Annotated in this window: 24 protein-coding genes; 14 read left to right on the forward strand and 10 right to left on the reverse strand. The window is 47.7% G+C overall.

Annotation, left to right across the window (positions count from 1 at the left end; translation table 11 throughout):
- The first annotated feature begins 51 nt into the window (after positions 1-51).
- Complete coding sequence (locus KD145_RS01160) at positions 52-975, forward strand: NADP-dependent oxidoreductase (protein WP_212004100.1); 924 nt, start codon at positions 52-54, stop codon at positions 973-975.
- Positions 976-977: 2 nt separating this feature from the next.
- Here the strand turns inward: KD145_RS01160 and KD145_RS01165 are convergent, their stop codons facing one another.
- Positions 978-1,379: a helix-turn-helix domain-containing protein gene (locus tag KD145_RS01165; RefSeq protein WP_249219700.1), complete on the reverse strand. Its 402-nt coding sequence runs from the start codon at positions 1,377-1,379 to the stop codon at positions 978-980.
- A gap of 176 nt (positions 1,380-1,555) precedes the next feature.
- Between KD145_RS01165 and KD145_RS01170 the strand changes: the two genes are divergently transcribed.
- Positions 1,556-2,272: a DsbA family protein gene (locus tag KD145_RS01170; RefSeq protein ID WP_249219701.1), complete on the forward strand. Its 717-nt coding sequence runs from the start codon at positions 1,556-1,558 to the stop codon at positions 2,270-2,272.
- A gap of 56 nt (positions 2,273-2,328) precedes the next feature.
- The gene (locus KD145_RS01175) at positions 2,329-3,288 is read left to right on the forward strand and encodes an ion channel (protein WP_212004101.1); all 960 of its coding nucleotides are present in this window, start codon (positions 2,329-2,331) and stop codon (positions 3,286-3,288) included.
- Positions 3,289-3,351: 63 nt separating this feature from the next.
- Here KD145_RS01175 and KD145_RS01180 read toward each other — a convergent pair whose 3' ends face one another.
- Positions 3,352-4,797: a sodium:solute symporter gene (locus KD145_RS01180; RefSeq protein ID WP_212004102.1), complete on the reverse strand. Its 1,446-nt coding sequence runs from the start codon at positions 4,795-4,797 to the stop codon at positions 3,352-3,354.
- A 258-nt stretch (positions 4,798-5,055) separates the two neighbouring features.
- On the opposite strand from KD145_RS01180, the gene KD145_RS01185 reads away from it, so the two are divergent.
- The gene (locus KD145_RS01185) at positions 5,056-5,991 is read left to right on the forward strand and encodes a helix-turn-helix domain-containing GNAT family N-acetyltransferase (RefSeq protein WP_212004103.1); all 936 of its coding nucleotides are present in this window, start codon (positions 5,056-5,058) and stop codon (positions 5,989-5,991) included.
- Between the two features lie 87 nt (positions 5,992-6,078).
- On the opposite strand, the gene KD145_RS01190 is transcribed toward KD145_RS01185, so the two are convergent.
- A complete protein-coding gene (locus KD145_RS01190; RefSeq protein ID WP_212004104.1) occupies positions 6,079-6,537 on the reverse strand; it encodes a DinB family protein in 459 nt (152 codons plus the stop codon).
- A 52-nt stretch (positions 6,538-6,589) separates the two neighbouring features.
- Between KD145_RS01190 and KD145_RS01195 the strand changes: the two genes are divergently transcribed.
- The 5 genes from KD145_RS01195 (at position 6,590) to KD145_RS01215 (ending at position 15,606) form a co-directional block, all read left to right on the forward strand.
- Positions 6,590-8,227 (forward strand): acyl-CoA carboxylase subunit beta, encoded by a 1,638-nt coding sequence (locus KD145_RS01195; RefSeq protein WP_212004105.1) that lies wholly within the window; start codon positions 6,590-6,592, stop codon positions 8,225-8,227.
- Between the two features lie 117 nt (positions 8,228-8,344).
- A complete protein-coding gene (rnhA, locus tag KD145_RS01200; RefSeq protein ID WP_212006684.1) occupies positions 8,345-8,803 on the forward strand; it encodes a ribonuclease HI in 459 nt (152 codons plus the stop codon).
- 53 nt (positions 8,804-8,856) lie between these two features.
- Complete coding sequence (gene aspT, locus KD145_RS01205) at positions 8,857-10,572, forward strand: aspartate-alanine antiporter (RefSeq protein ID WP_212004106.1); 1,716 nt, start codon at positions 8,857-8,859, stop codon at positions 10,570-10,572.
- Positions 10,573-11,006: 434 nt separating this feature from the next.
- Positions 11,007-14,093 (forward strand): TonB-dependent receptor, encoded by a 3,087-nt coding sequence (locus tag KD145_RS01210; RefSeq protein ID WP_212004107.1) that lies wholly within the window; start codon positions 11,007-11,009, stop codon positions 14,091-14,093.
- Between the two features lie 10 nt (positions 14,094-14,103).
- Positions 14,104-15,606, forward strand: coding sequence for a RagB/SusD family nutrient uptake outer membrane protein (locus KD145_RS01215; protein WP_212004108.1), 1,503 nt, complete (start codon positions 14,104-14,106; stop codon positions 15,604-15,606).
- A 71-nt stretch (positions 15,607-15,677) separates the two neighbouring features.
- On the opposite strand, the gene KD145_RS01220 is transcribed toward KD145_RS01215, so the two are convergent.
- Positions 15,678-16,244 carry an isoprenylcysteine carboxylmethyltransferase family protein gene (locus KD145_RS01220; RefSeq protein ID WP_212004109.1) on the reverse strand — a complete coding sequence of 189 codons (567 nt, stop codon included), beginning with the start codon at positions 16,242-16,244 and terminating at the stop codon, positions 15,678-15,680.
- A gap of 100 nt (positions 16,245-16,344) precedes the next feature.
- Between KD145_RS01220 and trxA the strand changes: the two genes are divergently transcribed.
- Positions 16,345-16,641, forward strand: coding sequence for a thioredoxin (gene trxA, locus KD145_RS01225; protein WP_212004110.1), 297 nt, complete (start codon positions 16,345-16,347; stop codon positions 16,639-16,641).
- Between the two features lie 171 nt (positions 16,642-16,812).
- Here the strand turns inward: trxA and KD145_RS01230 are convergent, their stop codons facing one another.
- From KD145_RS01230 to fbaA, 4 genes are all read right to left on the reverse strand, one after another.
- Positions 16,813-17,976, reverse strand: a complete 1,164-nt coding sequence (locus tag KD145_RS01230; protein WP_212004111.1) for a lipopolysaccharide assembly protein LapB — start codon at positions 17,974-17,976, stop codon at positions 16,813-16,815.
- 39 nt (positions 17,977-18,015) lie between these two features.
- Positions 18,016-18,453, reverse strand: coding sequence for an SsrA-binding protein SmpB (gene smpB / locus KD145_RS01235; protein ID WP_212004112.1), 438 nt, complete (start codon positions 18,451-18,453; stop codon positions 18,016-18,018).
- A gap of 124 nt (positions 18,454-18,577) precedes the next feature.
- Complete coding sequence (gene accD / locus KD145_RS01240; RefSeq protein ID WP_212004113.1) at positions 18,578-19,426, reverse strand: acetyl-CoA carboxylase, carboxyltransferase subunit beta; 849 nt, start codon at positions 19,424-19,426, stop codon at positions 18,578-18,580.
- A 205-nt stretch (positions 19,427-19,631) separates the two neighbouring features.
- Entirely contained in the window at positions 19,632-20,699 is a 1,068-nt protein-coding gene (gene fbaA / locus KD145_RS01245; protein ID WP_212004114.1) for a class II fructose-bisphosphate aldolase, read from the reverse strand.
- 133 nt (positions 20,700-20,832) lie between these two features.
- Here fbaA and KD145_RS01250 point away from each other — a divergent pair, with 133 nt between their 5' ends.
- Positions 20,833-21,648, forward strand: a complete 816-nt coding sequence (locus tag KD145_RS01250) for an alpha/beta fold hydrolase (RefSeq protein ID WP_212004115.1) — start codon at positions 20,833-20,835, stop codon at positions 21,646-21,648.
- 55 nt (positions 21,649-21,703) lie between these two features.
- On the opposite strand, the gene KD145_RS01255 is transcribed toward KD145_RS01250, so the two are convergent.
- Both KD145_RS01255 and KD145_RS01260 read right to left on the reverse strand, forming a co-directional pair.
- A complete protein-coding gene (locus KD145_RS01255) occupies positions 21,704-22,492 on the reverse strand; it encodes a helical backbone metal receptor (protein WP_212004116.1) in 789 nt (262 codons plus the stop codon).
- 2 nt (positions 22,493-22,494) lie between these two features.
- Positions 22,495-23,856, reverse strand: coding sequence for a pyridoxal-phosphate dependent enzyme (locus tag KD145_RS01260; RefSeq protein ID WP_249219703.1), 1,362 nt, complete (start codon positions 23,854-23,856; stop codon positions 22,495-22,497).
- A gap of 321 nt (positions 23,857-24,177) precedes the next feature.
- Between KD145_RS01260 and bioD the strand changes: the two genes are divergently transcribed.
- From bioD to lpxK, 3 genes are read left to right on the forward strand one after another with little or no spacing between them, the layout of a single operon-like run.
- On the forward strand, positions 24,178-24,819 hold the full coding sequence (bioD, locus tag KD145_RS01265) for a dethiobiotin synthase (protein WP_212004117.1): 642 nt from the start codon (positions 24,178-24,180) through the stop codon (positions 24,817-24,819).
- Positions 24,816-25,397: a 5-formyltetrahydrofolate cyclo-ligase gene (locus tag KD145_RS01270; protein WP_212004118.1), complete on the forward strand. Its 582-nt coding sequence runs from the start codon at positions 24,816-24,818 to the stop codon at positions 25,395-25,397. Before bioD ends, KD145_RS01270 begins: the two co-directional genes overlap by 4 nt.
- Before the next feature lie 2 nt (positions 25,398-25,399).
- Entirely contained in the window at positions 25,400-26,470 is a 1,071-nt protein-coding gene (lpxK, locus tag KD145_RS01275; RefSeq protein ID WP_212004119.1) for a tetraacyldisaccharide 4'-kinase, read from the forward strand.

The following is a 26,470-nucleotide window of genomic DNA, read 5'->3' on the forward strand; positions in this document are numbered from 1 at the left end:
GATCCAATCCTGCCAGCTTTTTATTACATTTAGGCAGTAAAAACGGAAGTTATGAAAGACATACACATACAGGCTATCAGGGTACATGCTTATGGCGGATCAGACCAGCTGAAACTCGAAGAAATACCAGCACCGGTGCCAGGTCCGGGTGAAGTGCTGATCGATATAGTGGCCAGCGGCGTAAATCCAGTGGACTGGAAAATCAGGGAAGGAATGATGCAAAGGCCTTTGCCCTATATCCCCGGCGTAGAAGCATCGGGCGTGGTGGTTGCCCTCGGTGAAGGTGTCACTGACAAAAAAGTAGGGCAGGCTGTATACGGTGCAGTAGATGGTTCTTACACAGCCTGTGCCGTGGCGCCATCAGCGCAGCTTTTCCCCAAGCCGTCCCATCTTTCCTTTGAGGAAGCTGCTGCCTGTGGTGGTGCTAAAACCGCCTGGGGCGCGCTTTTCGAGGTGGGTAAGCTGACCAAGGGACAACGGGTGTTCATACACGCCGGCGCAGGAGGGGTAGGGCATTTCGCGGTTCAGCTGGCTTTCCATGCCGGCGCTTATGTCATTGCGACTGCTTCCGGCGAGAATCTCGAATTTGTAAAATCACTCGGTGCTGCTGAGGTGATAGATTATAAAACCATCCCCTTCGAAACAGATACCGATCCGGTAGATGTGTTACTCGATACCGTAGGCGGCGATACGTTGGACCGTTCCTATCAACTCGTAAAACCCGGAGGCATTCTTTTGTGCCTGGTACAACCACCTTCTCCGGAGAAGACCGCTGCTGCCGGTATCCGCGCCGAATGGGCCGGTACCAAAACCCTCCACGCCATGCAGGAAGTAGCTAAGCTGCTGGACAAAGACCTTATCCGGCCTTATATCAGAAAAGTATTTGCACCATTGTCCAAAGCTGCGGCTGCACAGGACTACAGCCAGCTGGGCGGCCCCGGCAGAGGCAAAGTGGTACTGAAGATCGAAGAATAATATCAGTCCTGGTCCTGAGTGCCAAAGATGGTCTTGCGATGCTGGCTACCCCAGGTATATAAAGCCTCTATCACCGGATTAAGTGTGGCGGCATAAGGCGTCAGCGTATATTCTACAGTCACCGGCTGACTGTCGTATACGCTGCGTTTTAACAGCTTGTGCGCTTCCAGGTCCTTTAACTCCTTGGACAACACTTTGGACGTGATCTTTGGAATATTCCTCTCAATGTCGCGGAACCGCTTATGCCCGCGGGAGATAGCAATGATAATAGGCAGCTTCCATTTGCCGTTAATCACGTCCAGCGCGTCTCTCACGGGCATGATCACTTCATGACAGTCTTTATGCTCGCCAGACCCCATACATTTCTCCTGCACTGTTAAAGGGGCTGTCTCTATAGTATTCATATTTTCACATTTAATATTTTGACATTTCAATATTTAAATATCTAAATATCTAAATATCCAAATATCTAAATATCTAAATATTGTCTGGTTACCTCTTGTAAAGCACTTACCTTAGGGAAACTGCTTACTTTTGGAAAGCAAATATATTAACTTTGCCAGCATTATTGACAAGAAAGATGAAAAAGATGAAAGTAGAAATATGGTCGGACATCATGTGTCCGTTTTGTTATATCGGTAAACGCAAGTTTGAAGCGGCATTGGACAAATTTCCGGAGAAAGATAAAATACAGGTGGAATGGAAAAGTTTTCAGCTCAACCCTGATCTGAAGTCTATGCCAGGCACCAGTGTTTACGATCATCTGGCCGAAATCAAGGGAATGTCCAGAGAACGCTCTGTTCAGCTGCATGAACAAGTCACCGGTTCTGCCAAAGAAGTAGGGCTTACCTACAACTTCGATAAAGCAGTTATTGCCAACTCATTTGATGCCCACCGGCTGATACAGCTGGCTAAAATACAGCAATTGGGCGATGCGGCAGAAGAAAGGCTTTTTATTGCCTACTTCACTGAAGGAAAAGATATCAGCGATCACGAAACACTGATAGCCATCGGACAGGAGATAGGTCTCAACCCTAAGGTGGTGGCCGATATGCTGGCCTCCAATGATTTCTCGGGAGAAGTAAACCTCGATGTGAGAGAAGCCCAGCAGCTGGGTGCACGCGGTGTACCGTTTTTTGTGCTGGACCGTAAATATGGCGTAGCTGGTGCTCAACCAGTGGAAGCCTTTACCCAGGCCCTGACCCAGGCTTTTGATGAATGGCGCAAAGCCCAACCACTCACTGCACTGGAAACAATAGAAGGACCTGTTTGTTCTACAGATGGGAGTTGTAGCTAAGAACTGCGGGAGGATGACATTATCTTTTTAGCTTTGTTGTTCAAACTATCTGTTATATGTCGCTCCTAAAAAGGATCAACCCGTTTTCAAAATTAAATGACGATACTGGCTTCGGTACCAATCCCAGTGGGTACGGAGGCCGGTTTATCAACCGCGATGGCTCTTTTAACATTCGCAGAGAAGGCCGCCCCTTCTGGGACCGTTTCAGCGTTTACTACATGTTGCTTAACCTCTCTGCCTGGAAATTCATCTGTGTAATCCTGTTGTTTTATTTTACCATCAACCTGTTTTATACAGGTGTTTATTGGATGATCGGCACAGACCAGCTGCAGGGCATCATCGGCGCAACAAAGTGGGCGCGCTTCAAGGAAGTATTTTTCTTCAGCACAGAAACTTTTACCACCGTGGGTTATGGCCGCATAAATCCTATTGGTGATGGTGCAAATATTGTGGCTGCCATCGAGGCTATGTCTGGCTTCTTGTCTTTTGCTGTGGCCACAGGTTTGATGTATGGCCGTTTTTCGAGGCCAAGGGCTCACCTGGTGTTCAGCGAAAATGCGCTGGTATGTCCCTACAGGGATTCGACCGGCCTGATGTTCCGCTTCGCTTCCTATAAGGAGAACCAGACACTGACTAATGTAGATGTGACTGTGACCATGGGTTTACAGATAGTGGAAGATGGCACGCCGGTCTACAAATTTTATAACCTGACACTGGAAAGAGCAAAAATCGATAGTCTTTCCATGAACTGGACCGTTGTACACCCCATCGATGAAAACAGCCCGTTGCTGGGGTTTAATGCAGATGACATGCGGAATTCAGACGTGGAAATTTATGTGTTGGTGAAAGGATTTAATGACATATATGCCAATACGGTATTGCAACGCACTTCCTACACCTACCAGGAAATTCTGTTCAACCGCAAATTTGTATCTATGTACCGGGAGAGTGATAACGGGAGGACTACTATTCTCGAACTACATCACCTCAATAAGTCAAGGGATATTGATGAATAAACCATAAAAAAGCGGCGGAGCATATTGCTCCGCCGCTTTTTTATGAAATAAGGTAGCTATTTATTAATCGTTTTTCTTTGAAATCAACAGCAGACCAATATAGGTAAACAGACCGTTGATGATCAGCAGCTCCAGGCCTATCTGGAACTGACCAAACAGTACAGACTGATAGTTGTCTACCAGGAAACAAAGGATGGGAGCCACGATACAAACAATAGGTACCAGCCGGTCGTTGACAACCCTTTTGGTGAGAATACCAAATGCAAACAGCCCCAGCAGCGGCCCATATGTATAGGTGGCCACTTTCAGGATAACCCCGATCATGCTCTTGTTATTCACCCACTCAAACACCATCACAAACAACAGGAAGATAAAGGCCATCATCAGGTGGATGCGCTGACGGTATTTTTTCTTCTGAGCCTCTGTCCAGTCGGTACGGCGCTGCATATCGAGGATGTCGATACAGAGGGAAGAGGTGAGGGCAGTCATCGCACCATCTGCACTGGGAAACAGGGCGGATATCAGAGCGATGATAAAGATCACGGAAATAACCGGTGGCATATGATGCAGGGCCAGGGCCGGAAACAGGGCATCGCCGGTAGCAGTCACCTGGTTTTGTGCTCCATACAGGTGTAACAAGCCGCCTAGGAACAGAAACAGGCCTATAACAATCAGCATGATAAAGGCCAGGGATACCATGTTTTTCTTGGAGTCGGCCAGGGTTTTTACAGAGATGTTTTTCTGCATCATTTCCTGGTCTAAACCTGTCATGGTAATCGTAATGAAGGCACCGGCCAGTATCTGCTTCACAAAAAAGAGCTTGCTGTTGGGATCAAATTCAAAGATCCTGGTCAGCCCTTTTTCCTGCATGGCAGCAATACTCTGGACCAGGTTCATGTCCATGGCATGAAGGATATAAAATACGCAGATGATCAAACCAGCCAGCATACAGGTGGTCTGCAGCGTGTCGGTATAAACGATCGTTTTTACACCGCCCTCATAGGTGTACACCAGGATCATGAAAAGAATGATGAGGGTAGTGACCCAGAAAGGCACCCCGAAGCTGGAGAGGATGGCATCTTGCAGGATACGTACCACCAGGTACAAGCGGGCGGTGGCGCCCAGTGTACGGGAGAGGATAAAGAAGGAGGCTCCCGTTTTGTAGGAAAGCACCCCGAAACGGCTGCTCAGGTAATTGTAGATAGACGTAAGCTGCAGCCGGTAATAAAGTGGAATCAGTACATACGCAATGGTGATATAACCAATAAAATACCCCAGCGTGATCTGAAAATAGGTAAAGGCGTCTTTGCCCACTGCCCCCGGTACACTCACAAAGGTAACCCCGCTCAGGGAAGTACCGATCATACCAAATGCTACCAGCATCCAGTTACTGTTACGGTTTCCGATGAAAAAGGATTCATTGTTGGAACCCCGGCCGGTATACCAGGCAACGATCAATAAAATGACAAAGTAGGCAATGACAAATGAGAATAATAATCCTGGCGACATAAATCTGTTTTAATCAAGACGGCACGGTTGAAAAGTGCTAAATCACAAATATAACATCTTAGACTATTAAGTGTACCCCCATTGCAGGGGTGTTTTTTACGTCTTTTTTGCTATAGGTTGATTTTTTACAGGAGATGACTGACACGTATAATTGCAAAAAAGGAGGACCTGGATAGGCTGAAAAATAGTTGACTTAGTCAAATTAAATAGTTGACATTGTCAACTATTTTCGTAATTTAGCCTGACAAACAATTTTCTATGTCATCCAATGCATCACTGGTGGCAGATATCCGCCACTTCAACCGCTTTTATACCGGGGTAATAGGACTGCTGGACCAGCATATCCTGGAAAGTAATTATTCTCTGTCTGAAGTGAGGGTATTGTACGAACTGGCACAAACCGAAAAATGTACAGCAGGGCATCTGACCAGCCTCATGAAAATAGATGGTGGATACCTGAGCCGCATGCTAAAAAAGTTTGAGACCAACGGCCTGGTGTCCCGGCATAAGTCATCTGCCGACGGCCGTAGTTATCTGTTGCAGCTCACAGCCAAAGGCAAAAAACTGATGGCTGCCCTGGACGAAAAATCTTCCGGTCAGATCGGAGATATATTGGCTCCGTTGCCGGAGCAGCAGCAACAAGCGGTGGCAGGTGCCATGAAAACGATCGAAGCTGTACTGGCAGGTGAGGCCTTTCCGGCTGCATCTTCGGATATACATTTCCGTTATGATCTGCAACCGGGTGATATCGGTTATCTTATTTACCTGCACGGGGAGCTGTATGCCAAAGAATATGGCTACAACCTGGAATTTGAAGCCTATGTATGCAAAACCTTCCAGGATTTTCTGGCCACCTATAACAACAATAAAGACCGGGTATTTCTGGCGATAGCAGACAATAAGATCGTTGGTGCCGTGGCTATCCTGGGATCATCCCGTTACCTGGCGCAGCTGCGTTGGTTTGTGGTGCATCCCGACTACCGGGGGAAAGGACTGGGAAAAAGACTGCTGAATGAAGCGATCAGCTTTTGCCGGGAAAAAAATTATCAGACCATCTATCTGATGACCACCAGTATCCATACCACCGCGATTGACATGTACAAAAGGGTGGGCTTCCGTAAAACCGGCGAGAAATTTCTCCAGCTTTGGGGAATGCAATTATATGAACAACGTTATGATATGAGCCTGATTTAGGATTTAGATATTTATGGATTTAAGTGAATACTTCGCTTAAAAATCCCTAAATGTCTAAATATCTAAATGTCTAAATGTCTAAATGTCTCAAAGGTATTTCTGCAGCATCACGATCTGGCCCAGATGGTAGGCATCATGTTCAGCCAGTCCCTGCAGGTAGTAGATGGCTTTTTTATCAGTACCGGGAAAGGTGTCAAACAATTCTTCTTCCGGAAATTTGCGGATGCTGGCAGCTATCTGCTGGAAGGAATGTTCCAGACGGTGGATGGTAGCCTGCCAGTTTTCCTCCCCATGATTTTCCGGTGAATAAAAATCGGGCAGGTCTCCGTCTTTTTCTGGGGGCTCATTATGCATATAACGTTCAACACGCTGGTGCCAGAAGATGACATGGTTCACAATCTGCCAGATATTGTTGGACCCCTGAAGGCTTTTTACAGCCTGCCTGGCATCCACACGGGAAAGATGTTCCCTGAAAGTGACGTCCAGCCAGGGTTTGCCGTTGTATAACGCCTCAATGGAAGAGGCAAGGTGTTCTGTAAGCTCCATAATTCGTAATTTAACTTATTTGTCGGTATTTTTAAAGTAAAACCCAAACGTTATGAATCAAGTGGATCTGGAAACAAATAAGAATGAAGATGCCATGAGACTGGCTATTAGCACCATGAAAAATCGCATGGGAATTATTGAACAGGGCGGAGGTAAAAAAAGCCTGGAGAAAGTACGCCAACGGGGTAAGCTCACTGCCAGGGAACGTATTCAGTACCTGATCGATAAGGACACTCCTTTTACAGAGATAGGAGCCTTTGCCGCCTATGAAATGTATCCGGAATACGGTGGATGCCCCGCTGCCGGCACCATCGGCGGGATCGGCTATGTAAGCGGCCGTCAGTGTATGATCGTTGCCAACGATATGACTGTAAAAGCCGGCGCCTGGTTTCCGATGACTGGCAAAAAAAATCTGCGCCTGCAGGAGATCGCCATGGAAAACCATCTCCCCGTGATCTATCTGGTAGACAGTGCCGGTGTATTTTTACCTATGCAGGATGAAATTTTCCCTGACAAGGAACACTTCGGCCGTATCTTCCGCAACAATGCCCGCATGAGCGCCATGGGTATCACCCAGATCGCTGCCGTAATGGGTAGCTGCGTAGCCGGCGGTGCCTACCTTCCCATCATGAGCGATGAAGTACTGATGGTGGAAGGCAACGGTTCTATCTTTCTGGCCGGTCCTTACCTCGTAAAAGCAGCTATCGGAGAAGACGTAGATGCGGAAACGTTAGGTGGTGCCGTTACCCATACTGAAATATCCGGTATCGCCGACTATAAATTTAAAACAGATGAAGAATGCCTCGACCAGGTAAAGCGCATCGTGAGCAAAATAGGCCATGGCACCACAGCTGGCTTTGATCGCATTACGCCTGTACCGCCAGCCCTGCCGGAAGAAGATCTCAACGGAATCCTGCCCGCAGACAGCACCCGCCCTTATGATATGCTCGAAATCATCTCCCGTCTGGTAGACGATTCTGCTTTCGACCAGTACAAACAGGACTATGGCAAAAGTATTATCTGTGGCTACGCCCGCATCGATGGCTGGGCGGTAGGCATTGTAGCTAATCAGCGTAAAATTGTGAAAAGCCGTAAAGGCGAAATGCAGATGGGCGGCGTAATCTACAACGACAGCGCCGACAAGGCCGCCAGGTTTATCATGAACTGTAACCAGAAAAAAATCCCGCTGGTATTCCTGCAGGACGTAACCGGTTTTATGGTGGGCAGCCGCAGCGAACATGCCGGCATCATCAAAGACGGTGCAAAGCTGGTAAACGCAGTAGCCAATTCCGTGGTACCCAAAATCACGATTATTATTGGCAACTCTTATGGCGCAGGTAACTATGCCATGTGCGGAAAAGCCTATGATCCCCGTTTTATCTATGCATGGCCTTCCGCCAAAATAGCCGTGATGGGAGGAGAACAGGCCGCCAAAACATTATTGCAGATACAGGTGGCTTCCCTCAAAGCCAAAGGACAGGAAATCACCCCTGATGAAGAAGCCCGCCTGCTCAAGGAAATTACAGATAAATATACCAGTCAGACTACCCCTTATTATGCAGCTGCCCGCCTCTGGGTGGATGAGATCATTGAGCCTACCGAAACACGTCAACGGATTTCAGAAGGTATCAAAGCCGCTGACAATGCCCCACTGGAACATCCTTTCAACGTAGGCGTGTTCCAGGTATAAGGAAGTTATACAGATGGTTATTTGGATATTTTACAAAACAAAATCTGCCTGCATCAACAAAATATCCAAATAACCAAATCTGTAAATATTCAAATGAACGTTATATTTGCCGCTGCTATGGCTGAATTGCAAATATATACTGATGGCGCATCCCGTGGTAATCCCGGACCGGGAGGGTATGGCGTAGTACTGTTATGGGGTAGTGTGCGTAAAGAACTGTCGCAGGGGTATCGTAAAACGACCAACAACCGCATGGAACTACTGGCGGTCATCACCGGCCTGGAAGCGTTAAAAAAAGACGGACAGGAACTGACCATTTTTACGGACAGTAAATATGTGGTAGATAGTATCGAAAAAGGATGGATCTGGGGTTGGGTAAGAACCAACTTCAAAGACAAAAAAAATAAAGACCTCTGGCTGCGCTTTATCCCGCTCTACAGAAAACATAAAGTAAGAATGCAATGGGTGAAAGGTCACGCCAGCAACCCTTTGAACAACCGCTGTGATGAACTGGCCACTCAGGCAGCAGACAGCGGCAACTGGCTGATAGACCACGGCTTCGAAAGCGGTAACTGATCACCGAACCAACAGACAAGCCGGATTGTAATATAAACGGAAAATCTTCGTTTATGCTTACCTGGCTGTTTGAAACACTACAGAAATACCCGGAAATTGCGGTCATGCTAACCCTGCTCATCGGCTTCCTGCTGGGTAGGGTCCGTATTAAAGGTTTTACGCTGGGAACAGTGACTGGCGTGTTGCTGGTAGGCATCATCATTGGCGGAATACATATACAGATTCCAGGTGCCGCTAAATCAGTCTTCTTTCTCCTGTTCCTGTTCTGTACCGGCTACAGCATAGGACCACAGTTTTTTCAGGGATTAAAAAAAGATGGGTTGCCCATCGCTATTTTCTCTTTTATCGTTTGTTGCAGCAGTCTCTTTTTCTGCTGGGCCATCGCTTCAATACTTCGTTTCGATACGGGTACCACGGCCGGACTGATGTCGGGTGCCAACACCTGTTCAGCTATCATTGGTGTGTCCTCCAATACCATCAATGAACTGGATATCAGTATAGCTGATAAGGAACGACTGATTAACCAGATACCTGTTGCGTATGCTGTCACCTATATTTTCGGCACTGCCGGTACCAGCTGGTTTCTCTCTGTGATCGGGCCCTGGTTTATGTCGGGAAGCCGCGAAAAACTGATTGAAGAAACAAAGGCGCTGGAAGCCACCCTTGCCGACACCGCTGCAGATGAAGATGGTGGTATCAAATATGCCTACGACCATGTGGCTTTTCGGGCTTACCTGGTAAACCCTGAACTGGTGGGTGAAGCAGGCAAATCAGTAGGAGAGCTGGAAACTTCTTTCCGTCGTAAAAAAAGATTGCTGTATGTGTTGCGTGTAAGACGGCAGGGGGAAATAATGGCGACACCACAGGATTTCGTAGTACGTACAGGTGATATCATTGCCCTGGGAGGACAGCGTTCGGCGGCTATTGCATCTGAATCGATGCTGGGCAAGGAAGTGGCAGATGCAGATCTCTTGACTTTTCCTGTACAGACTTACAATGTGGTGATCAGTTGTAAAACGGCCATCAATAAGCCTATCAAAGTATTGCTGCGTCATCCGCAACTGCATGGTATCAGTGTCCGTAAAATTACCCGCGCAGGAATTGAAATACCGTTGGAAGCCAATACCATTGTGCAGAAAGGGGATGTGGCCGAATTGGTAGGCATACAGGAAGAACTGGATCTGGCGGTGACCATCCTGGGCTTTAAAGAAAGGGTAGGAGTGGAAACAGATATTCCCTATCTGGCCGGCGGTATTGTGCTGGGTACGCTGATCGGAGCTATGAGCGTACATATTGGTAATGTGCCGGTAGAACTGAGTACCAGCGGAGGTGCGCTATTGGCGGGCCTTTTCTTTGGATGGCTGCGGAGTGTAAATCCACGTCTGGGTTATATCCCACCTGCTTCGCAATGGGTGCTTACCAAGTTGGGACTGCATGTGTTTATTGCTATAGTGGGTCTTTCTGCCAGTGAAGGTTTTTTACTGGGATTAAAACAGGAAGGGCTTACCTTGTTTTTGGCAGGGATGGTATTGAGTCTGCTGCCAATGGTAGTGGCCCTCTTTCTTTCCAAATACGTTTTTAAATTTCATCCGGCAATAGGATTGGGTGCCTGCGCAGGCGCACATGACGAGTCTGCCCCGCTGCTGGCTGTCCAGGATGCCCTCAACAGCAAAGTGCCTGCATTAGGCTATACCGTTGCATATGCAGTGGCTAACATCACACTCACTACTTCCGGCGTGATCATCGTCCTCCTGATGCACAAAAGGTAATCCTTCATTATCCCACCATATCTCTGGTTGATCATCTCCCCATCAGCATTTATCATCCTCCGTCACAGTTATTTTTCAACTTTTTTAACATTTCTTTTGTTGATAAGGAACAAACACCCTAGCTTTGCATCCCATTAGTCTATAGGATACGTAGAGTAATAAATAATCAAACACTAAATAATAAAGGGAACCGATTATGGAACAGAAGAACCAGCCTGTTTATGGCATCAATCAAAGTTGTTGTTGCTGTAGTTAAAACCAAATAATCCTCTGCACAACAGATCTTCCGAAATACCAGGTTACAGCAACATTTACTGCTTCCGGAAGATAGCTGTCACTGTATCAAACACAATGGGAAACATCGCTACAATATCTGTTTACAGCAGATGCGGCTTTCTATTGTCATTCGTCTCCAAATCAACTACCATAGGCTTATGTTACAACGATTATTAATTTTTTTATTGCTGCTGGGGCCACTGGCAGCCTTTTCACAGGTCCGTACAGTTACCGGTATTGTCCTGTCGGCAAAAGACAAAGAACCACTTCCGGGTGCCACCATCGTCATCAAAGGAACGACGAAAGGTGTACTGTCAGGACCTGATGGTTCCTTCCGCCTGGAGGTTACTGATCCTGCAGCCACTACACTGGTCATCAGCTATGTAGGCATGGTACCGCAGGAAGTGCCTGTCAGTACATCACCGATTCAGATATCACTGCAGTCGGCCGGTAAAAATATCGATGAAGTGGTGATTGTGGCTTATGGTACCGCTAAAAAGAGTTCCTATACCGGTTCGGTATCACAGATAAAAGGCGCCGAGCTGCAAAACAGACAGGTGTCCAGCGTCACTAAAGCATTACAGGGGCTGGCTCCGGGCGTGCAAAGCGCTTCCCAGAGCGGCCAGCCTGGTTCAGACGCTACCATCCGTATCCGCGGAGTAGGCTCTATCAACGCTTCTGCAGATCCGCTGTATGTGGTAGATGGAGTGCCTTATGGTGGTAATCTCAGCGCTATCAATCCTTTCGATATTGAATCCATCAGTGTCCTGAAAGATGCTGCTTCCAGCGCTCTTTATGGTTCCCGTGGTGCTAATGGTGTGATCATCATCACAACTAAAAAAGGAAGAGCAAAAGGTGCCAGTATAGACCTTCGCGTTAGTCAGGGTTACTCTAAAAGAGCAGTGAGTGACTATAACAGGGTATCTACCGATCAGTATTTCCCAATGTACTGGCGTGCACTTTTCAACGAAAACCTGGGCAGCCAGGATTCCGCTACTGCCGCCAGAAATGCCAGCCGTGACCTGGTTGGAGAACTGGGCATCAATCCTTACGGCAGCGCCTATCCGCAGCCGGTAGGTACCGATGGTAAACTGGTAGCCGGCGCTAAACCCCTCTGGAACGACGACTGGGTTAAAGGTATGCAACGCACCGGACACCGTACGGAAGCTAACCTGAGCATCAGCGGCGCTACCGATAAAACCAGATACTTTATCTCCGGCGGTTACCTCGATGACCAGGGTATTTACCTGGGCTCCGGTTTCAAACGTTACAACGTCCGCTCCAACCTCGATATCGACGCCCGCAAATGGCTGAAAGTAGGGCTAAACCTCAGCGCTGCCCATTCCGACCAGCAGGCGCCTCCCACAGAAGACAGCCGGAGCGACAACTATGTCAACTACGGCCGCCTCATGGGCCCCATGTATCCAATCTATCAGCGCGACCCCAATACCGGCGCCTATTTACTGGATGCCAAGGGTAACAGAATATTCGATTTCGGTTCTTACCGCCCTGACCCGGCTAATCCAAGAACTAACCTGATACAGACTTCCGGCATCGACAAACACGATACCATCCGCGACGACGTGTCTGTTCGTGTATACGGCGAAGCCACCCTCTGGAAAGGACTGAAGTTTAAAACCAGCTACAACGCAGATTATTCTTCCCGTGTAGGACACGACTATACCAACCCTACCCTCGGTTTCGATGCCGAAGTAGGCGGTACCGTAGTAAAAGGTAACTATCGCACTTTCAGCTGGACCTTCAACAATATCCTGACCTACGAAAACACTTTCAATGAAAAACATCACCTGAACCTGCTTGCAGGACAGGAAGCCTATAAATTCACCTATACCTTTGTGGAAGGTTCCAAATCCGGATTCTCCGTACCAGGTATCGATGAACCTGCTGATGCGGCGCTGATCACCGGCTTGACCGGTTATTCCGATAATTATAGCCTGTCCAGTTACCTGGGAAGAGCAGAATATGACTACGCCGGTAAATACTTCTTCTCCGCTTCGCTTCGTGGTGATGGTTCTTCCCGCTTTGCACCCAAGGTGCGCTGGGGTACCTTCTGGTCTTTAGGCGCTTCCTGGAAAGCTTCTGAAGAAACATTCCTGAAAGATAAATCCTGGCTCAACCTCCTCTCATTCCGTGTCAGCTACGGCGGACAGGGTAACGATAACCTGGGGCCAGCCCGTTATTACAACTACCTGCCATTATATGCTATTAACAGTAACCTTGGTATGGGAGGCACTTATCGTCAGAGCCTCTTCAACGACAAGTTGAAATGGGAAACTAATCTCAACCTCAATGCAGGGGTAGACTGGAGTATGTTCGAAAACCGCTTTGGTGGTAGTGCGGAATTCTTTATCCGCCGCTCCCAGGACCTGCTCTACTCCAGACCTAAACCACTTTCTATCGGATATGCATCTGTAGATGAAAACATAGGTGCCCTGAAGAATACCGGTATAGATATCAACCTGCATGGTACACCAATAAGAACTAAAGATTTCAGCTGGAACGTGGACCTCAACATGACCCACTACCGGAATAAGGTCACCAGTCTGCCACAGAAAGAGATCATCTCCGGCACCAAAAAGCTGATGGTAGGCAAGTCTATTTATGACTTCTATCTTCGTCAGTGGTCTGGCGTGGATCCCAACACTGGTCAGCCGCTCTGGAAGTTTACCAATCCTGACGGATCTATTAAAGACACCAGCAACTACAGCCAGGCAACCCAGTACTACTCCGGCTCTTCATTGCCAGACCTGTACGGCGGCCTGACCAATACCTTCACCTACAAAAACTTTTCGTTCTCCTTCCTGATTACGTATAGTTTTGGAGGTAAGGTGCTGGATAATGACTACACTTTCCTGATGGGATTGGGCTCGTCTGCCGGCCGTGCATGGTCTACCGAAATGCTCAACGCCTGGACACCTACCAACCGTAATACAGATGTACCACAGTTGAATACTGTGGCGCCTTCCTGGACTGCAGCATCTACCCGCTTTTTATATGATGCTACCTATGCCAGGCTGAAAAGCGTGAACCTCAGTTATTCATTGCCCAGAACATTGATGGAAAGAGCGCACCTTAACAACGTGACTGTTTATCTCCAGGGTGAAAACCTGATCACGCTCTACAACCACCAGGGCATGGATCCTGAACAAACTGTAGGCGGCACCACCTACTATCGTTATCCGGCTGTGAAAACACTTTCTGCCGGTATTAATCTGAGTTTCTAAAAACAGCATCATGAAAAAGCACCGTCTTTTATTTATCATCATATTCTCCATATCCGCCCTGACAGCCTGCCATAAAGACTTTCTGGACACGAAGCCTACCAATGCAGTGCCGGATGACCAGGTGTTTAATTCGGTAGATAATGCCGAAACAGCTTTGACAGGGATATGGGCCTACATGTTCGAAACCTATTTCACCTTTGCCGTGCCGGGTATTAAATCATTGGACCTTACCAGTGATGCAATGGGCAGCGATGTGGCTGTAACCACTGCCTATGGTTTCAGGGACGCCTATACGTTCAATGAAATGGCCGATAACACCAAAAACAGGGTGAGCGCCTACTGGACCATCCTCTACAAGGTGATCGACAACTGTAACAATTTCCTGTCTAAAATAGACCAGGTACCTGGAGATGACGCCAAGCGTAAAATTCTGAAAGGACAGGCTTCCGCACTGCGTGGTTACTGCTACCTTACCCTTGCGGAATTTTATTCCTTTGGAGTGACCAACAATGCTGCTGCAAAGTCAGTTCCCATCTATACTACACCTGCTGATCCCAGCACACCCGGCAAACCCAGAGCTACTGTAACACAGGTGTATCAGCAGGCCATCAGTGACCTGGAAGCAGCTGTTCCATTGTTGTCCGGCTATACCCGCGATGCCACCCAGAAATTTAAAATAAATGGCAACGTAGTGAATGGTTTGCTGGCCAGGGCGTATCTCTACAGCAACCAGCCGGCTAAAGCGATCGATGCAGCCGTAGCGGCACGTAAAGGCTACACATTGATGTCAGGAGACGACTATAACAAAGGCTTTAATGATGTGAGCAATGTGGAATGGATCTGGGGCCAGCCGCAGACACCTAACCAGAATGTAGCGGCTTCTACTTTTACCTTTCTGGATGTGTCTACGCCGGTATCCTACTATAAAAGCTTTAAAGCTGATCCTTATTTTCAGGGCCATTTTGACAGCACTGACGTTCGTTTCCGTTTGTTCCAATGGAATACTACCGGTCCGGGTGCGCTGTTGTACAAGAAGTTCCGTTTCCGTGATCCGGGTGCGCTGGTAGCAGATGTGGTGCTGATGCGTTCTGCCGAGATGTACCTGATTGAGGCGGAAGCACATGCCCGTACAGGTAATACCGCCAAAGCAGCCGATGCGCTCAACGTGCTGAGAGCTGCCAGGAACGCAGCAGCATTTAATCCTGCCGGCACCGGTACCGTGCTGGACAGTATCCTGCTGGAAAGAAGAAAGGAACTGTGGGGAGAAGGATTCTCGCTGGTGGATATTATTCGTACAGGCGGCACCGTAGTAAGGAAAGCGTTTAAGTCCGTCAACGGAGGCGACAGCATTATCAACGTTATACAGCCGGATGGCTCTGTTGTAGCGGTACATGGGGTAGGGCACCGTACCCTGAATTTACCGGATAAAAGTCCGTTTAAGGCCAACAGCCCTTATTACCTGTTTGCCATACCGCTAAGTGAAGTGCAGAATAATCCGAATCTAAACAACTAGTTTTTTTAGCCTTCATAAATGAAAGCCTTTGGAGATCGCTCCAAGGGCTTTTTTATTATTGAATAGGACACTTAATAAATCCACGGAATAATCCTGCTGGTATGTTTCATATAGTCGCTGTATTCCGCGCCAAACTGCTCTGTCAGCACTTTTTCTTCAATATCCATCCGGTAAATAAATGCCGCCAGTACCGGTATAAAGATGACAACCAGACTTATCCAGTTATTCAGCGACAGGCCAAAGCCCAGAAATGATAACAGGGAGCCGGCATAGGAAGGATGCCGGAGAACAGCGTAGATACCATCTTTCTTTACATGATGGTCTTTACGTATCGTGACTACCACCGTAAAAAGCCTGCCCAACGAGGCAATAGCATAGAAACGCAGCAGCATGCCCAACAGTATGATGGAGAGCCCGATATAGGTCATATTACCGCCATCCTGCCGGATAGGAAAATGTGTTTTAAAGGAAATGTATACAGCCGCGTTGATACAGATCAGTATGATGATCCAGATATAGGCCAGACTGCCCTTGTCCTTACTCTTTTTGTCCTCGGCGGCTCCGCCTCTCAGTATACGATGCAGCAATATTTCTGACAGAAACCAAACCATGTAGATTATAGAAGATAACGTGTTCATCAATGGTGGATATTGGGATCAGACATATATACCTAATATATGAAATATTTTCAAGTCTTTAAAAAATAACTATTTTGCGCGGAGACTAAACATGTGTGCTATGGAAAACCTGCAAACGATCCTCCAATCCGCTACCCCCGTGCTGATTGACTGTTTTGCTACCTGGTGCGGTCCCTGTAAAATGGTACCACCCATTCTCAAAGAAGTAAAGGATAAATTCGGGGATACACTCCGGATTATTAAAATAGACATTGACAAAAACCAGCAACTGGCTGCCCAGTGGCAGATCAGCAGTGTGCCCACCCTGCTGCTTTTTAAGGAGGGGAAATTAGCCTGGCGGCAAAGCGGGGTAGTACCGGCACATCAGTTGATACCGTTGTTACAGCCCCACCTGTAACTGTGATGGATATGATTTTTCTGATGCTCCTGATGAGCGAAGATTACATTATTTGATAGATTTCTGAAAGAAGGATAAAGAGAAGCCCCCATTGATTTTTATGTCAATGGGGGCTTCTCTTTTATCTTATATATTGATCTTCGCTTATCAGGAGCATCAGCATCATCACAGTTATATTCTGCTATAAAAATTCCTTAAATCCCTTTCCAGCTGGTCGTAGATAGGACGGGTGAATTCAATGAACAGGTCTTGCGGGGGAGGGGGAAGTTCGTCTCTGCCGCCGATCTGTTTTTTGTCTTCTTCACTTAAGGCGCGTTGATCGCCTCTGTAGGTACCAAACTGGTTGAGCCAGGTATAGCTGCCGGGGATGCGGTCTGTCCGCAGTATTTTTCCGTTGTAGGTATCGGTGATCTGATAGTCCAGCAGTCCTTTGGACACGACTGTTTTTTTGGTGATGAAGAGCGTAGCTTTGACGGTAGTGTAGAGATTGATCACTTTACCGCTGGTATCTTTGGTGGTGCCGGTAACGATGTCTTTCTGGACATCGCGTTGCAGGCGGTCTACGAAGGTCTGGCCTACTACAAAGTCCATGAACCGCAGGGAGATGTATTCATCCGGCTGTATGTTTTCGTTGCGGGCATAACGTTCATCATGGAAGACCACAAAGCGGTTGATGGAGCGCTGTTGCAGGGTACGTACAAGGTAATCCCTGAACTGATCGGCGCTGAACTGGAAGTAAGGGGAGCGCACATCAATCTCGCTTACTACCACGTGGACCACACCGGCCTGAAAGGCTTCTTCCATCATTTCTTTGGCATCACGGTAGTTACTGACCAGCTTAAGGGCGGCCCCGAATTCTTCATAAGCCTGTCGGGCGCTGGCCTTATCGCCTTTATTCATCAGTGCAATGCCTCTGTCGTAGCGGATTTCAGCGGCATTCTCCAGTGCGCCGGTAATGGCATCCCGGTAATCTTTGGGTGTTACCACCTGTAGTGCTGCAGGAGCGCTGTGAATGAGATCGTACAACCTTTGCATGGCGCGGTACTCGTTGCGAACAAATTCCCATTTCAACTGATTGTTGGAACGGAGGTACCCGTTGACACGGTCTTCGTGCAGGCGTTGAGATTGCAGGTAAGCTTCCGGAAGGAGCCGCAGGGCAGTGGCATCGTTGGGCCTGCGCTGAAGTTTTTTGACAAAGGCAGCTACTGCATCGTCGTATTTGCCTTTGTTATAAAGTTTTTCGCCGGATCTGCAGGAAGACATCCATAGGCAGCACAGCAGTGACAGCACGCATAGCAGTGTGGTAGCGCGGATAGGTGTACTTGTCGTTTTCAAGGGACTGAATTTAAGCAGTGACGTTGCTTGCGGCGGTAGTTATTTGATCAGACGGCGTAAATCCCTGTCAGACTCCCGCTGTTTGATAGACTCGCGTTTGTCGTACAGCTTTTTACCTTTACCAAGACCAATTTCCAGTTTGGCAAGACCTTTATCAGATAGGAACATACGAAGGGGAATTATCGTATAACCCCGTTCTTTTATCTTGTTTTCGAGTTTTTTCAGTTCCCGTTTGGTCAGCAGCAGTTTTCTTTCACGCAGGGGATCATGGTTGGCGCTGGTACCGTGAGAATATTCGGCGATGTGTAAACTTTTAACAAACAGTTCTCCTTTGGAAAAGTAACAGAAGGAGTCATTAAAACTGACCCTGTTGGCACGGATAGACTTAATCTCTGTTCCTGTCAATACCATTCCCGCAATAAATTTTTCTTCTATTGCGTACTCAAAATATGCTGATCTGTTCTTTAATTCGGCCATGGGGTGAAGATATTTTGGGATTTAGATATTTTGGGATTTAGATATTTAAAATGTTATGTTAGGGTAATCTCCGCTGCATTTTAAATATCTAAATCCCAAAATATCTAAATCCCAAAATGAATATCTAGTTTTTAAAGAGGCTAAGCACATTGCTAAGCCTTGTTTTTAATTCTTTTCTATCCATGATGAAGTCCAGGAAACCGTGTTCCAGCAGGAACTCAGCGCTCTGGAAGCCAGCAGGGAGGTCTTTTTTGATAGTTTCCTTGATGATCCTCGGACCGGCAAAACCGATCAGGGCACCTGGCTCAGCGATGTTAAAGTCGCCCAGCATAGCGTAGGAGGCTGTTACACCACCAGTGGTAGGATCGGTCATCAGGGAGATATACGGCAGTCTTGCGTTGGCCAGCTGTGTCAGTTTGGCGGATGTTTTAGCCATCTGCATCAGGGAGAAGGCACTCTCCATCATGCGGGCGCCACCAGACTTGGAGATGATCATCAACGGCATTTTGTGCACGATACAATAATCAATGGCACGGGAAATCTTTTCTCCCACTACAGAACCCATGGAGCCCCCGATGAAGTTAAAATCCATACAGGCAACCACGAGGTCATAACTGTTTACTTTACCCACGCCTACGGTCATGGCGTCTTTCAGGCCTGACTTTTTCTGAGCATCTTTCAACCTGTCAGAATAAGGTTTAAGATCTTTAAAGCCCAGGTAATCGGTTGGATAGATATTGGAGAACAGTTCCTCGAACTGATTGTTGTCAAATATGATCTCAAAATACTCACCGGAGTTGATACGGTTGTGATAGTTGCACTTGTCACAAACATAAAAATGCTCCTTCAGATCCTTAACAGTGGTGGTTTTTTTACAGTTAGGACATTTGTGCCACAACCCATCCGGAGCTTCTTTCTTCTCACTGGTGGTGGTGGAGATGCCTTGTTTAATTCGCTTAAACCAGCTAGACATATTTTACTATTAGATTAGAAAATAGTGGTGCAAGATACGAATTAATGAATAAAACCCAACAGCATTTAGCGCACCGACCATGACTATGAATAAAATAGGTGAAAAATTATTCTATTTTAACCATTAATAATGAAGCGGAAACAAAAGCGATTATTTTAATATGAATTCGCTTTGTTTCCGCTTCAACGGTTACCGGGGTATCCGGTTATTTATTTCTGTTGATACAGTTCAGATCCTGGAACGCTTCTTCAAGGCGTTTTACAAAGGTTTCTTCCCCTTTGCGCAGCCATACGCGTGGATCATAGTATTTTTTGTTGGGTTTGTCTGCACCTTCAGGGTTACCCAGCTGGGCCTGCAGGTAGTCTTTCTTGGCTTCATAGAAATCATGTACACCTTCCCAGAATGCCCACTGCATATCTGTATCGATGTTCATTTTGATCACGCCATAACCCAGTGCTTCAGCAATCTGGTGTTTCGGAGAACCGCTACCGCCATGGAACACATAGTAAACCGGTTTAGCTTTGGTACCGAATTTTTGCTGGATATATTCCTGGCTGTTATGCAGGATCACAGGACGCAGCTCCACGTTACCCGGGCTGTAAACACCGTGTACGTTACCAAATGCAGCAGCAACGGTAAAGCGGCTGCCTACTTTGGATAATACTTCGTAAGCATAAGCCACATCTTCAGGCTGGGTATACAGCTTGGAGTTGTCTACACCGGAATTGTCCACGCCATCTTCCTCACCACCAGTCACACCCAGCTCGATTTCGATAGACATGCCCAGTTTGTTCATGCGCTCGAAGTATTTATGGGAAATCTCAATGTTTTCCTGAATAGGCTCTTCAGACAGGTCCAGCATGTGGGAGCTGTAGAGCGGCTGGCCATGCAGTTTGAAATGCTCTTCACCCGCAGTCAGCAGTCCGTCGATCCAGGGCAACCATTTTTTGGCAGCATGGTCTGTATGGAGCACTACCGGAACGCCATAATATTTAGCTACTTCATGAACGTGTTTTGCACCGGAGATACCACCTGCAATGTTGGCCTGCAGCTTATCGTTAGGCATGCCTTTACCAGCGAAAAACTGGGCGCCGCCATTGGAAAACTGTATAATTACCGGTGAATTTACTTTGGCAGCTGTTTCCAGTACCGCATTAACTGAGTTGGTTCCTACTACGTTTACGGCAGGCATAGCAAATCCGTTGTCCTTGGCATCGTTATACAGCGCATCCAGCTCTTCGCCGAATAATACGCCAGCTCTGTATTTTCCCATACTTTAAAATGTATTTGTTTTTTAGGAAAGCAAATATACAGCGTAAAAAACAAGATTTATAGCGAAATGTATTTCCCCGGCAAGGAAAAATACCCCGCAAAAACCGTATTTTACCCAGCCATTCCACTTTGCCATGAAAAAAATCAGCTATCTTATACTGTGTTTGCTCTCCTTTGAAACATCGTCTGCTGGCTCGCCAGGACGGAATGCAAACGATTCCATAAGTTACTACAACTCCTTCGACGGCACCCGTATTCATTATACCATCAGGGGAAAAGGTGACCCGGTCATCCTCGTACATGGCTTCATCACCAACGGTGACTCATGGCCTTTCACACCATTGTACGACTCATTGTTACAACACGGCTATAAAGTAATCACACTCGACCTGCGCGGCAACGGCGCCTCTGGCCATCCGCATGACAGCCTTGCCTACATGAACGACGCGGAAGCAAAAGATATCATCGGCCTCGCCGCCTGGCTGAAACTACCTTCGTATAAAGTAGTAGGTTACTCCCGCGGTGCTATCATCACCGCCCGCCTGCTGGTAAAAGATCCGCATGTGAAATGCGCTGTACTTGGCGGCATTGGCACCGGTTTTACAGATCCCGCATGGCCCCGCCGCCTGAAATTCTATGATGCTCTCTCTGGTAAAGAGGTGCCGGAACTGACAGCCATGGTTAAAAACGTACAGGCTAAAGGGTTAGACCAGCGGGCACTGGCCCTGATGCAGTTCGGCCAGCCAGCTACTACACCAGCGGAACTGGCCGGCATACAGCAACCGGTGCTGGTGATCGGTGGAGATAAAGATGAAGATAATGATACCGGCGGCTCCCTCGCCGCTATGATGCCACGCGGCATGCACGGTACTGTAACCGGCGATCATAACAGCGCGCTGCGTTCTCCTTTCTTCGCCAGCTGGGTGCTCGATTTCCTGAAGAAACACTGATTGCCTGAAAGGTTGGGACTACCGACAGTAAAAGGTACAGCAGGTACAGCAGTGCTTAGCGCAGTACCTCCACCTGTTGAAGAATAGATTGGAAATATGCCGGTGCTTTCAGCAAACGGCTGCCGTACCAGGAAAACAGCTCCCCATCTACCAGCAGTACAAGCGCTTCCGGTAGCATGGCCTGGATTTCGGCTATATGTTTTTCTCTGAAAGGATAGGGCTCAGAGGAGAGCAGTACCAGTCTGCATGGGCTGGCAGCGAGCATGTCCGCATCTACAACCGGATAACGCGGCGTATCGGCAAAAATATTCTGTAACCCGCAATAGTGCAGCATCTGGTGGATAAAAGTATCTCCGCCCGCAGCCATCCACGGATCACGCCAGATAAGATAAGCAGTAGGAACAGGCGCTGCCGGAGGCTCCAGTGCCGCAAAACGCTGCCGGACTTCCTGCACCAGTTGTGAAGCAGCCGTTGTTCTGCGGGTAATGGCACCAATCCCGGTCATCATATCACAAGCATCTTCCAATGTCTGTACATTACTGACCCATACCGGATATTCTTCCATCAGCGCTTTGACATCATCGGCTGTATTTTCCTCTTTGTTGGCAATGATAAGGTCGGGCGAAAGCTGCCGGATCACATCTGCATTTATTTTTTTGGTACCGCCTACCCGTGTTTTGGTGCGAAACCAGCTGTCGGGATGAATACAGAATTTGGTGATGCCTACCACTTCCTTGTCCAGTCCCAGCGTGTACAACAACTCCGTTTGCGAAGGTACCAGTGAGATAATCCTTTCTGGTGCCTTCGCAAGCGTGATAGTACGATGGAGTTGATCTACGAACATAGTTAACGGCCCAGGGCTTGAATGATGTCGTACTTCGTTACAATATGATGATCGCCGCTTTCGTCTTTGGTCATCACCGCGCCGTTTTCACGGTTGATATACACCGACAGTTTTTCTATCGGGGTATCCTGATTCACCATCGGGAAAGGAGCATGCATTACTTCCTGTATGGTGGCGTCTTTCAGATGTGGTGTGTCGATCAGTTTGTTGAAAAGACCACTTTCGGATACAGCGCCGATAATATCATTTCCATTGGTAACAGGAATATGTTCGATATCGTATTTCCGCATTTTGGTAATGGCATCGCTTACTTTTTCTTCGGCGCTAACGGTTACCAGTGGCATATTACGGCGGGCATTCACGATATCCTTCACGGTTTTAACGTCGAGGAAACCGCGTTCCATCATCCATTGGTCATTATACACTTTACCTACATAACGGCTGCCATGGTCGTGGAAGATTACTACCACCACATCATCGGGCTTCAGCGTGTCTTTCAGCTGCATCAGGCCTGCTATGGCAGAACCGGCAGAGTAACCTACGAAAATACCTTCTTCTTTGGTGATGCGGCGGGCCATGACGGCGCCGTCTTTATCGGTTACTTTAGTAAAGGCATCAATCACGCCCATATCATAGTTCTGCGGCACAAAGTCTTCCCCGATACCTTCCGTGATATAAGGGTATACCTCATTCATATCGATCTCGCCGGTTTCAAAATATTTTTTCAGCAGAGAGCCATAACTATCGATCGCCCATACTTTGATGTTGGGATTTTTTTCCTTGAGGAACTTGCCGGTGCCGGTGATGGTACCACCGGTGCCTGTAGCTACTACGAGGTGAGTGACTTTACCATCGGTCTGTTCCCAGATCTCAGGGCCTGTCTGTTCATAATGGGCGTCGCGGTTGGCGAGGTTGTCGTACTGGTTTACATAAAAAGAGTTGGGTATCTCTGTAGCCAGCCTTTTGGACACGGAATAATAGGAGCGGGGATCCTCCGGTTCTACGTTGGTAGGGCATACAATCACTTCAGCGCCTACTGCTTTCAGGATGTCTACCTTTTCCTTGGACTGTTTGTCGGTAGTGGTGAATATACATTTATATCCTTTGATGACTGCGGCCAGGGCGAGGCCCATGCCGGTATTGCCGGAGGTACCTTCGATAATGGTGCCGCCAGGTTTCAGCAGACCTTTCTGTTCTGCCACTTCGACCATTTTAACAGCCATTCTGTCTTTAATGGAGTTGCCGGGATTAAAGAATTCTACTTTAGCAAACACGGGACATGGTAGGGAGGCGGTTACGCGGTTCAATTTTACCAGCGGGGTGTGTCCTATCGTTTCAAGAATGTTTTCTGCATATTTCATCATAAATGAAGTTGGGTACAAATGTAAATTACGAATTACAGCTAATAATAACGGTGTTGTCTTTCCGCTGTTTTTTGCTCCGGATTAGCCTGATTCTATTGATTTCCTGTATTTCCTTTTATTTTTTGGTGAATGATTTAAGTAGATGGAATTTTTTTAATAATTGCTGAAAAAAGATGAAAATCATTCAACTTTAAAAAATGTTAAAAATCAGATCCGGTGATGATTCCAGCCTGACTGCGTCAGGAATAGCAGTGGCCGGGAAAGGGCGGAATCCGTAATTCATCACTGCAATTCCCGATTCCTCCGTTATATTTGCCGTAGATGAATCGAATATTTATTACTGGTATAGGTACTGGTGTAGGAAAAACCATCGTATCCGCCTGTGTGACCGCTGCCTTACAGGCAGATTACTGGAAACCCGTTCAATCCGGGTCAGAAGAGGGCACTGACACACAGACAGTGCGATCTCTGGTGCCGGAGGGTATCACAGTCTGCCACCAGGAAGCTTATGTATTGAAGGAGCCAGCCTCACCTCATCTGGCTGCCCGCCTGGAACACGTTACCATACAAACTACTGAGATCATACGGCAGGCCAACCAGATACAACCTGCTAACCGGCCACTGGTGATAGAAGGTGCCGGAGGGCTGCTGGTTCCGCTAACGGATGACGTATTGACACTGGACCTTATCCAGGACCTCCATGCCGGTGTGATCATCGCTGCACAGAATTACCTGGGAAGCATCAACCATAGTCTGCTCACAGCCAGCGTGCTGCAGCATGCAGGCGTTCCCGTTATAGGATGGATTTTCGGAGGGGATTACCATACAAATGAAGAGGATGTCGTGCGACTGAGCGGATACCCGATGATAGGCCGTATTCCGTTTGCTCGGGAGGTGAACAGGGCCTTTGTGCAACAACAGGCACAACTTTTGACAGCTCCACTTAAGGCACTACTGGCATGATCACCAAAAAGGATATACGAAAATATTCTCTGGAACAACGGTTAAACCTTTCGGATGTTATTGCGGAAGACTTCAACGGGCGCCTGTTGGATAATGCCTGCAGACTGAACTACGAGGGAGTCCGCCGCTTACATATCTTTCTGCCCATCTCGGAAAAAAAGGAGGTCGATACCTGGCCCCTTGCTCACTGGCTGAGGCAGCAGCACCCGGAAATACAACTGGTACTATCCAAAGCAGATATGAAAACCGGCGATATGTATCACTACGCCTGGAATGTCAATACCATACTGGTAAAGAACCGGTTTGGTATCCCGGAGCCGCAGGGAGGAACGGAAGTGGCCCCGGCAGAGCTGGATCTGGTGTTCGTACCTTTACTGGCTTTTGACCGGCAGGGCCATCGGGTAGGCTACGGTAAGGGAATGTACGACCGTTTTCTGCATCAGTGTCGCCAGGATGTGCGTACGGTAGGCCTTTCCCTGTTTGGACCAGTAGACCAGATCACCGACACCGATACCTGGGATATCCCGCTGCAAACAGTAGTAACCCCGGATCTTATTTATCAATTTAAACAACCTTGACAGTGCTCAAATACCTGAAAATACCATTATATCCCTTATCCCTCCTGTATGGTCTGGTCATGTGGATACGCAACCGTTTTTATGATAAAGGACTCCTGACGGCCGTAGAATTTGACATACCAGTGATCGCTGCCGGCAACCTGTCTGTAGGCGGTACAGGTAAGACACCACATGTGGAGTACATGATCCGGTTGCTCAAAGACCAGTTTAAAACCGCCACGCTCAGCCGTGGTTATAACCGGCGTAGCAGCGGTTATCTGCTGGCTGATGAGCATAGCACCGCCGCCGATATCGGGGATGAACCCATGCAGTTTCATGCCAAATACCCGGATATCAAGGTATGTGTAGGAGAGGAGCGGATGCTGGCCATTCCTCAGTTGCTGGGGGATGAACCGGAAACGGAAGTGATATTGCTGGACGATGCTTTCCAGCACCGCTCTGTCAAACCGGGCATGAACATTATGATTACAGAGTACAACCGCTTGTTCACCCGTGATCATGTGGTGCCTTTTGGTCGGCTGCGGGAAGGTCGTAGCGGTTATAAGCGGGCCAACTGTATCATCGTATCCAAATGTCCGCCCGATATGAGCCTGGCCGAAAAAGCAGCACTGGAAAAAGAAATCAACCCATTGCCATATCAGCGGCTCTTTTTTACTACCTTGCAGTACGGGACCTTGTTTGATATGACTACCGGGCAGCCTGTAAATGTTTCCCCTTCAGCTACTGTGCTGCTGGCCTGTGGTATCGCCAGACCGGAACCTTTGCTGGAGAAGTTGCAGCAACAGTTCTCAAAGGTATATCTGCTGGCTTTCCCTGATCATTACTATTATTCAGAAAAAGATCTTGCAAAAATCAAAAAAGAACGTGACGACCTGCCTGGCACGGAAAAGATTGTCATCACTACAGAAAAAGATGCAGTGAGACTGCATCTCCTCAAAAAAGAACTGGCAGAACAAAACCTGCAGATAGCTGTTATGCCAGTGGAAATTTCGTTCCTCTTCGGAGAAGCGGATTCATTTAATAACTTTATTTTTGACTATGTGGCCCGGCATCAGCCCGCCTTTGGTCAATAA

Source organism: Chitinophaga sp. HK235 (assembly GCF_018255755.1).
GTDB lineage: Bacteria > Bacteroidota > Bacteroidia > Chitinophagales > Chitinophagaceae > Chitinophaga.

Coding starts and splice junctions, on each gene's coding strand:
- KD145_RS01160 (WP_212004100.1), top strand. CDS start 52: ATGAAAGACATACACATACAGGCTATCAGGGTACATGCTTATGGCGGA.
- KD145_RS01165 (WP_249219700.1), bottom strand. CDS start 1,379: ATGAATACTATAGAGACAGCCCCTTTAACAGTGCAGGAGAAATGTATG.
- KD145_RS01170 (WP_249219701.1), top strand. CDS start 1,556: ATGAAAAAGATGAAAGTAGAAATATGGTCGGACATCATGTGTCCGTTT.
- KD145_RS01175 (WP_212004101.1), top strand. CDS start 2,329: ATGTCGCTCCTAAAAAGGATCAACCCGTTTTCAAAATTAAATGACGAT.
- KD145_RS01180 (WP_212004102.1), bottom strand. CDS start 4,797: ATGTCGCCAGGATTATTATTCTCATTTGTCATTGCCTACTTTGTCATT.
- KD145_RS01185 (WP_212004103.1), top strand. CDS start 5,056: ATGTCATCCAATGCATCACTGGTGGCAGATATCCGCCACTTCAACCGC.
- KD145_RS01190 (WP_212004104.1), bottom strand. CDS start 6,537: ATGGAGCTTACAGAACACCTTGCCTCTTCCATTGAGGCGTTATACAAC.
- KD145_RS01195 (WP_212004105.1), top strand. CDS start 6,590: ATGAATCAAGTGGATCTGGAAACAAATAAGAATGAAGATGCCATGAGA.
- rnhA (WP_212006684.1), top strand. CDS start 8,345: ATGGCTGAATTGCAAATATATACTGATGGCGCATCCCGTGGTAATCCC.
- aspT (WP_212004106.1), top strand. CDS start 8,857: ATGCTTACCTGGCTGTTTGAAACACTACAGAAATACCCGGAAATTGCG.
- KD145_RS01210 (WP_212004107.1), top strand. CDS start 11,007: ATGTTACAACGATTATTAATTTTTTTATTGCTGCTGGGGCCACTGGCA.
- KD145_RS01215 (WP_212004108.1), top strand. CDS start 14,104: ATGAAAAAGCACCGTCTTTTATTTATCATCATATTCTCCATATCCGCC.
- KD145_RS01220 (WP_212004109.1), bottom strand. CDS start 16,244: ATGAACACGTTATCTTCTATAATCTACATGGTTTGGTTTCTGTCAGAA.
- trxA (WP_212004110.1), top strand. CDS start 16,345: ATGGAAAACCTGCAAACGATCCTCCAATCCGCTACCCCCGTGCTGATT.
- smpB (WP_212004112.1), bottom strand. CDS start 18,453: ATGGCCGAATTAAAGAACAGATCAGCATATTTTGAGTACGCAATAGAA.
- accD (WP_212004113.1), bottom strand. CDS start 19,426: ATGTCTAGCTGGTTTAAGCGAATTAAACAAGGCATCTCCACCACCACC.
- fbaA (WP_212004114.1), bottom strand. CDS start 20,699: ATGGGAAAATACAGAGCTGGCGTATTATTCGGCGAAGAGCTGGATGCG.
- KD145_RS01250 (WP_212004115.1), top strand. CDS start 20,833: ATGAAAAAAATCAGCTATCTTATACTGTGTTTGCTCTCCTTTGAAACA.
- KD145_RS01255 (WP_212004116.1), bottom strand. CDS start 22,492: ATGTTCGTAGATCAACTCCATCGTACTATCACGCTTGCGAAGGCACCA.
- KD145_RS01260 (WP_249219703.1), bottom strand. CDS start 23,856: ATGATGAAATATGCAGAAAACATTCTTGAAACGATAGGACACACCCCG.
- bioD (WP_212004117.1), top strand. CDS start 24,178: ATGAATCGAATATTTATTACTGGTATAGGTACTGGTGTAGGAAAAACC.
- KD145_RS01270 (WP_212004118.1), top strand. CDS start 24,816: ATGATCACCAAAAAGGATATACGAAAATATTCTCTGGAACAACGGTTA.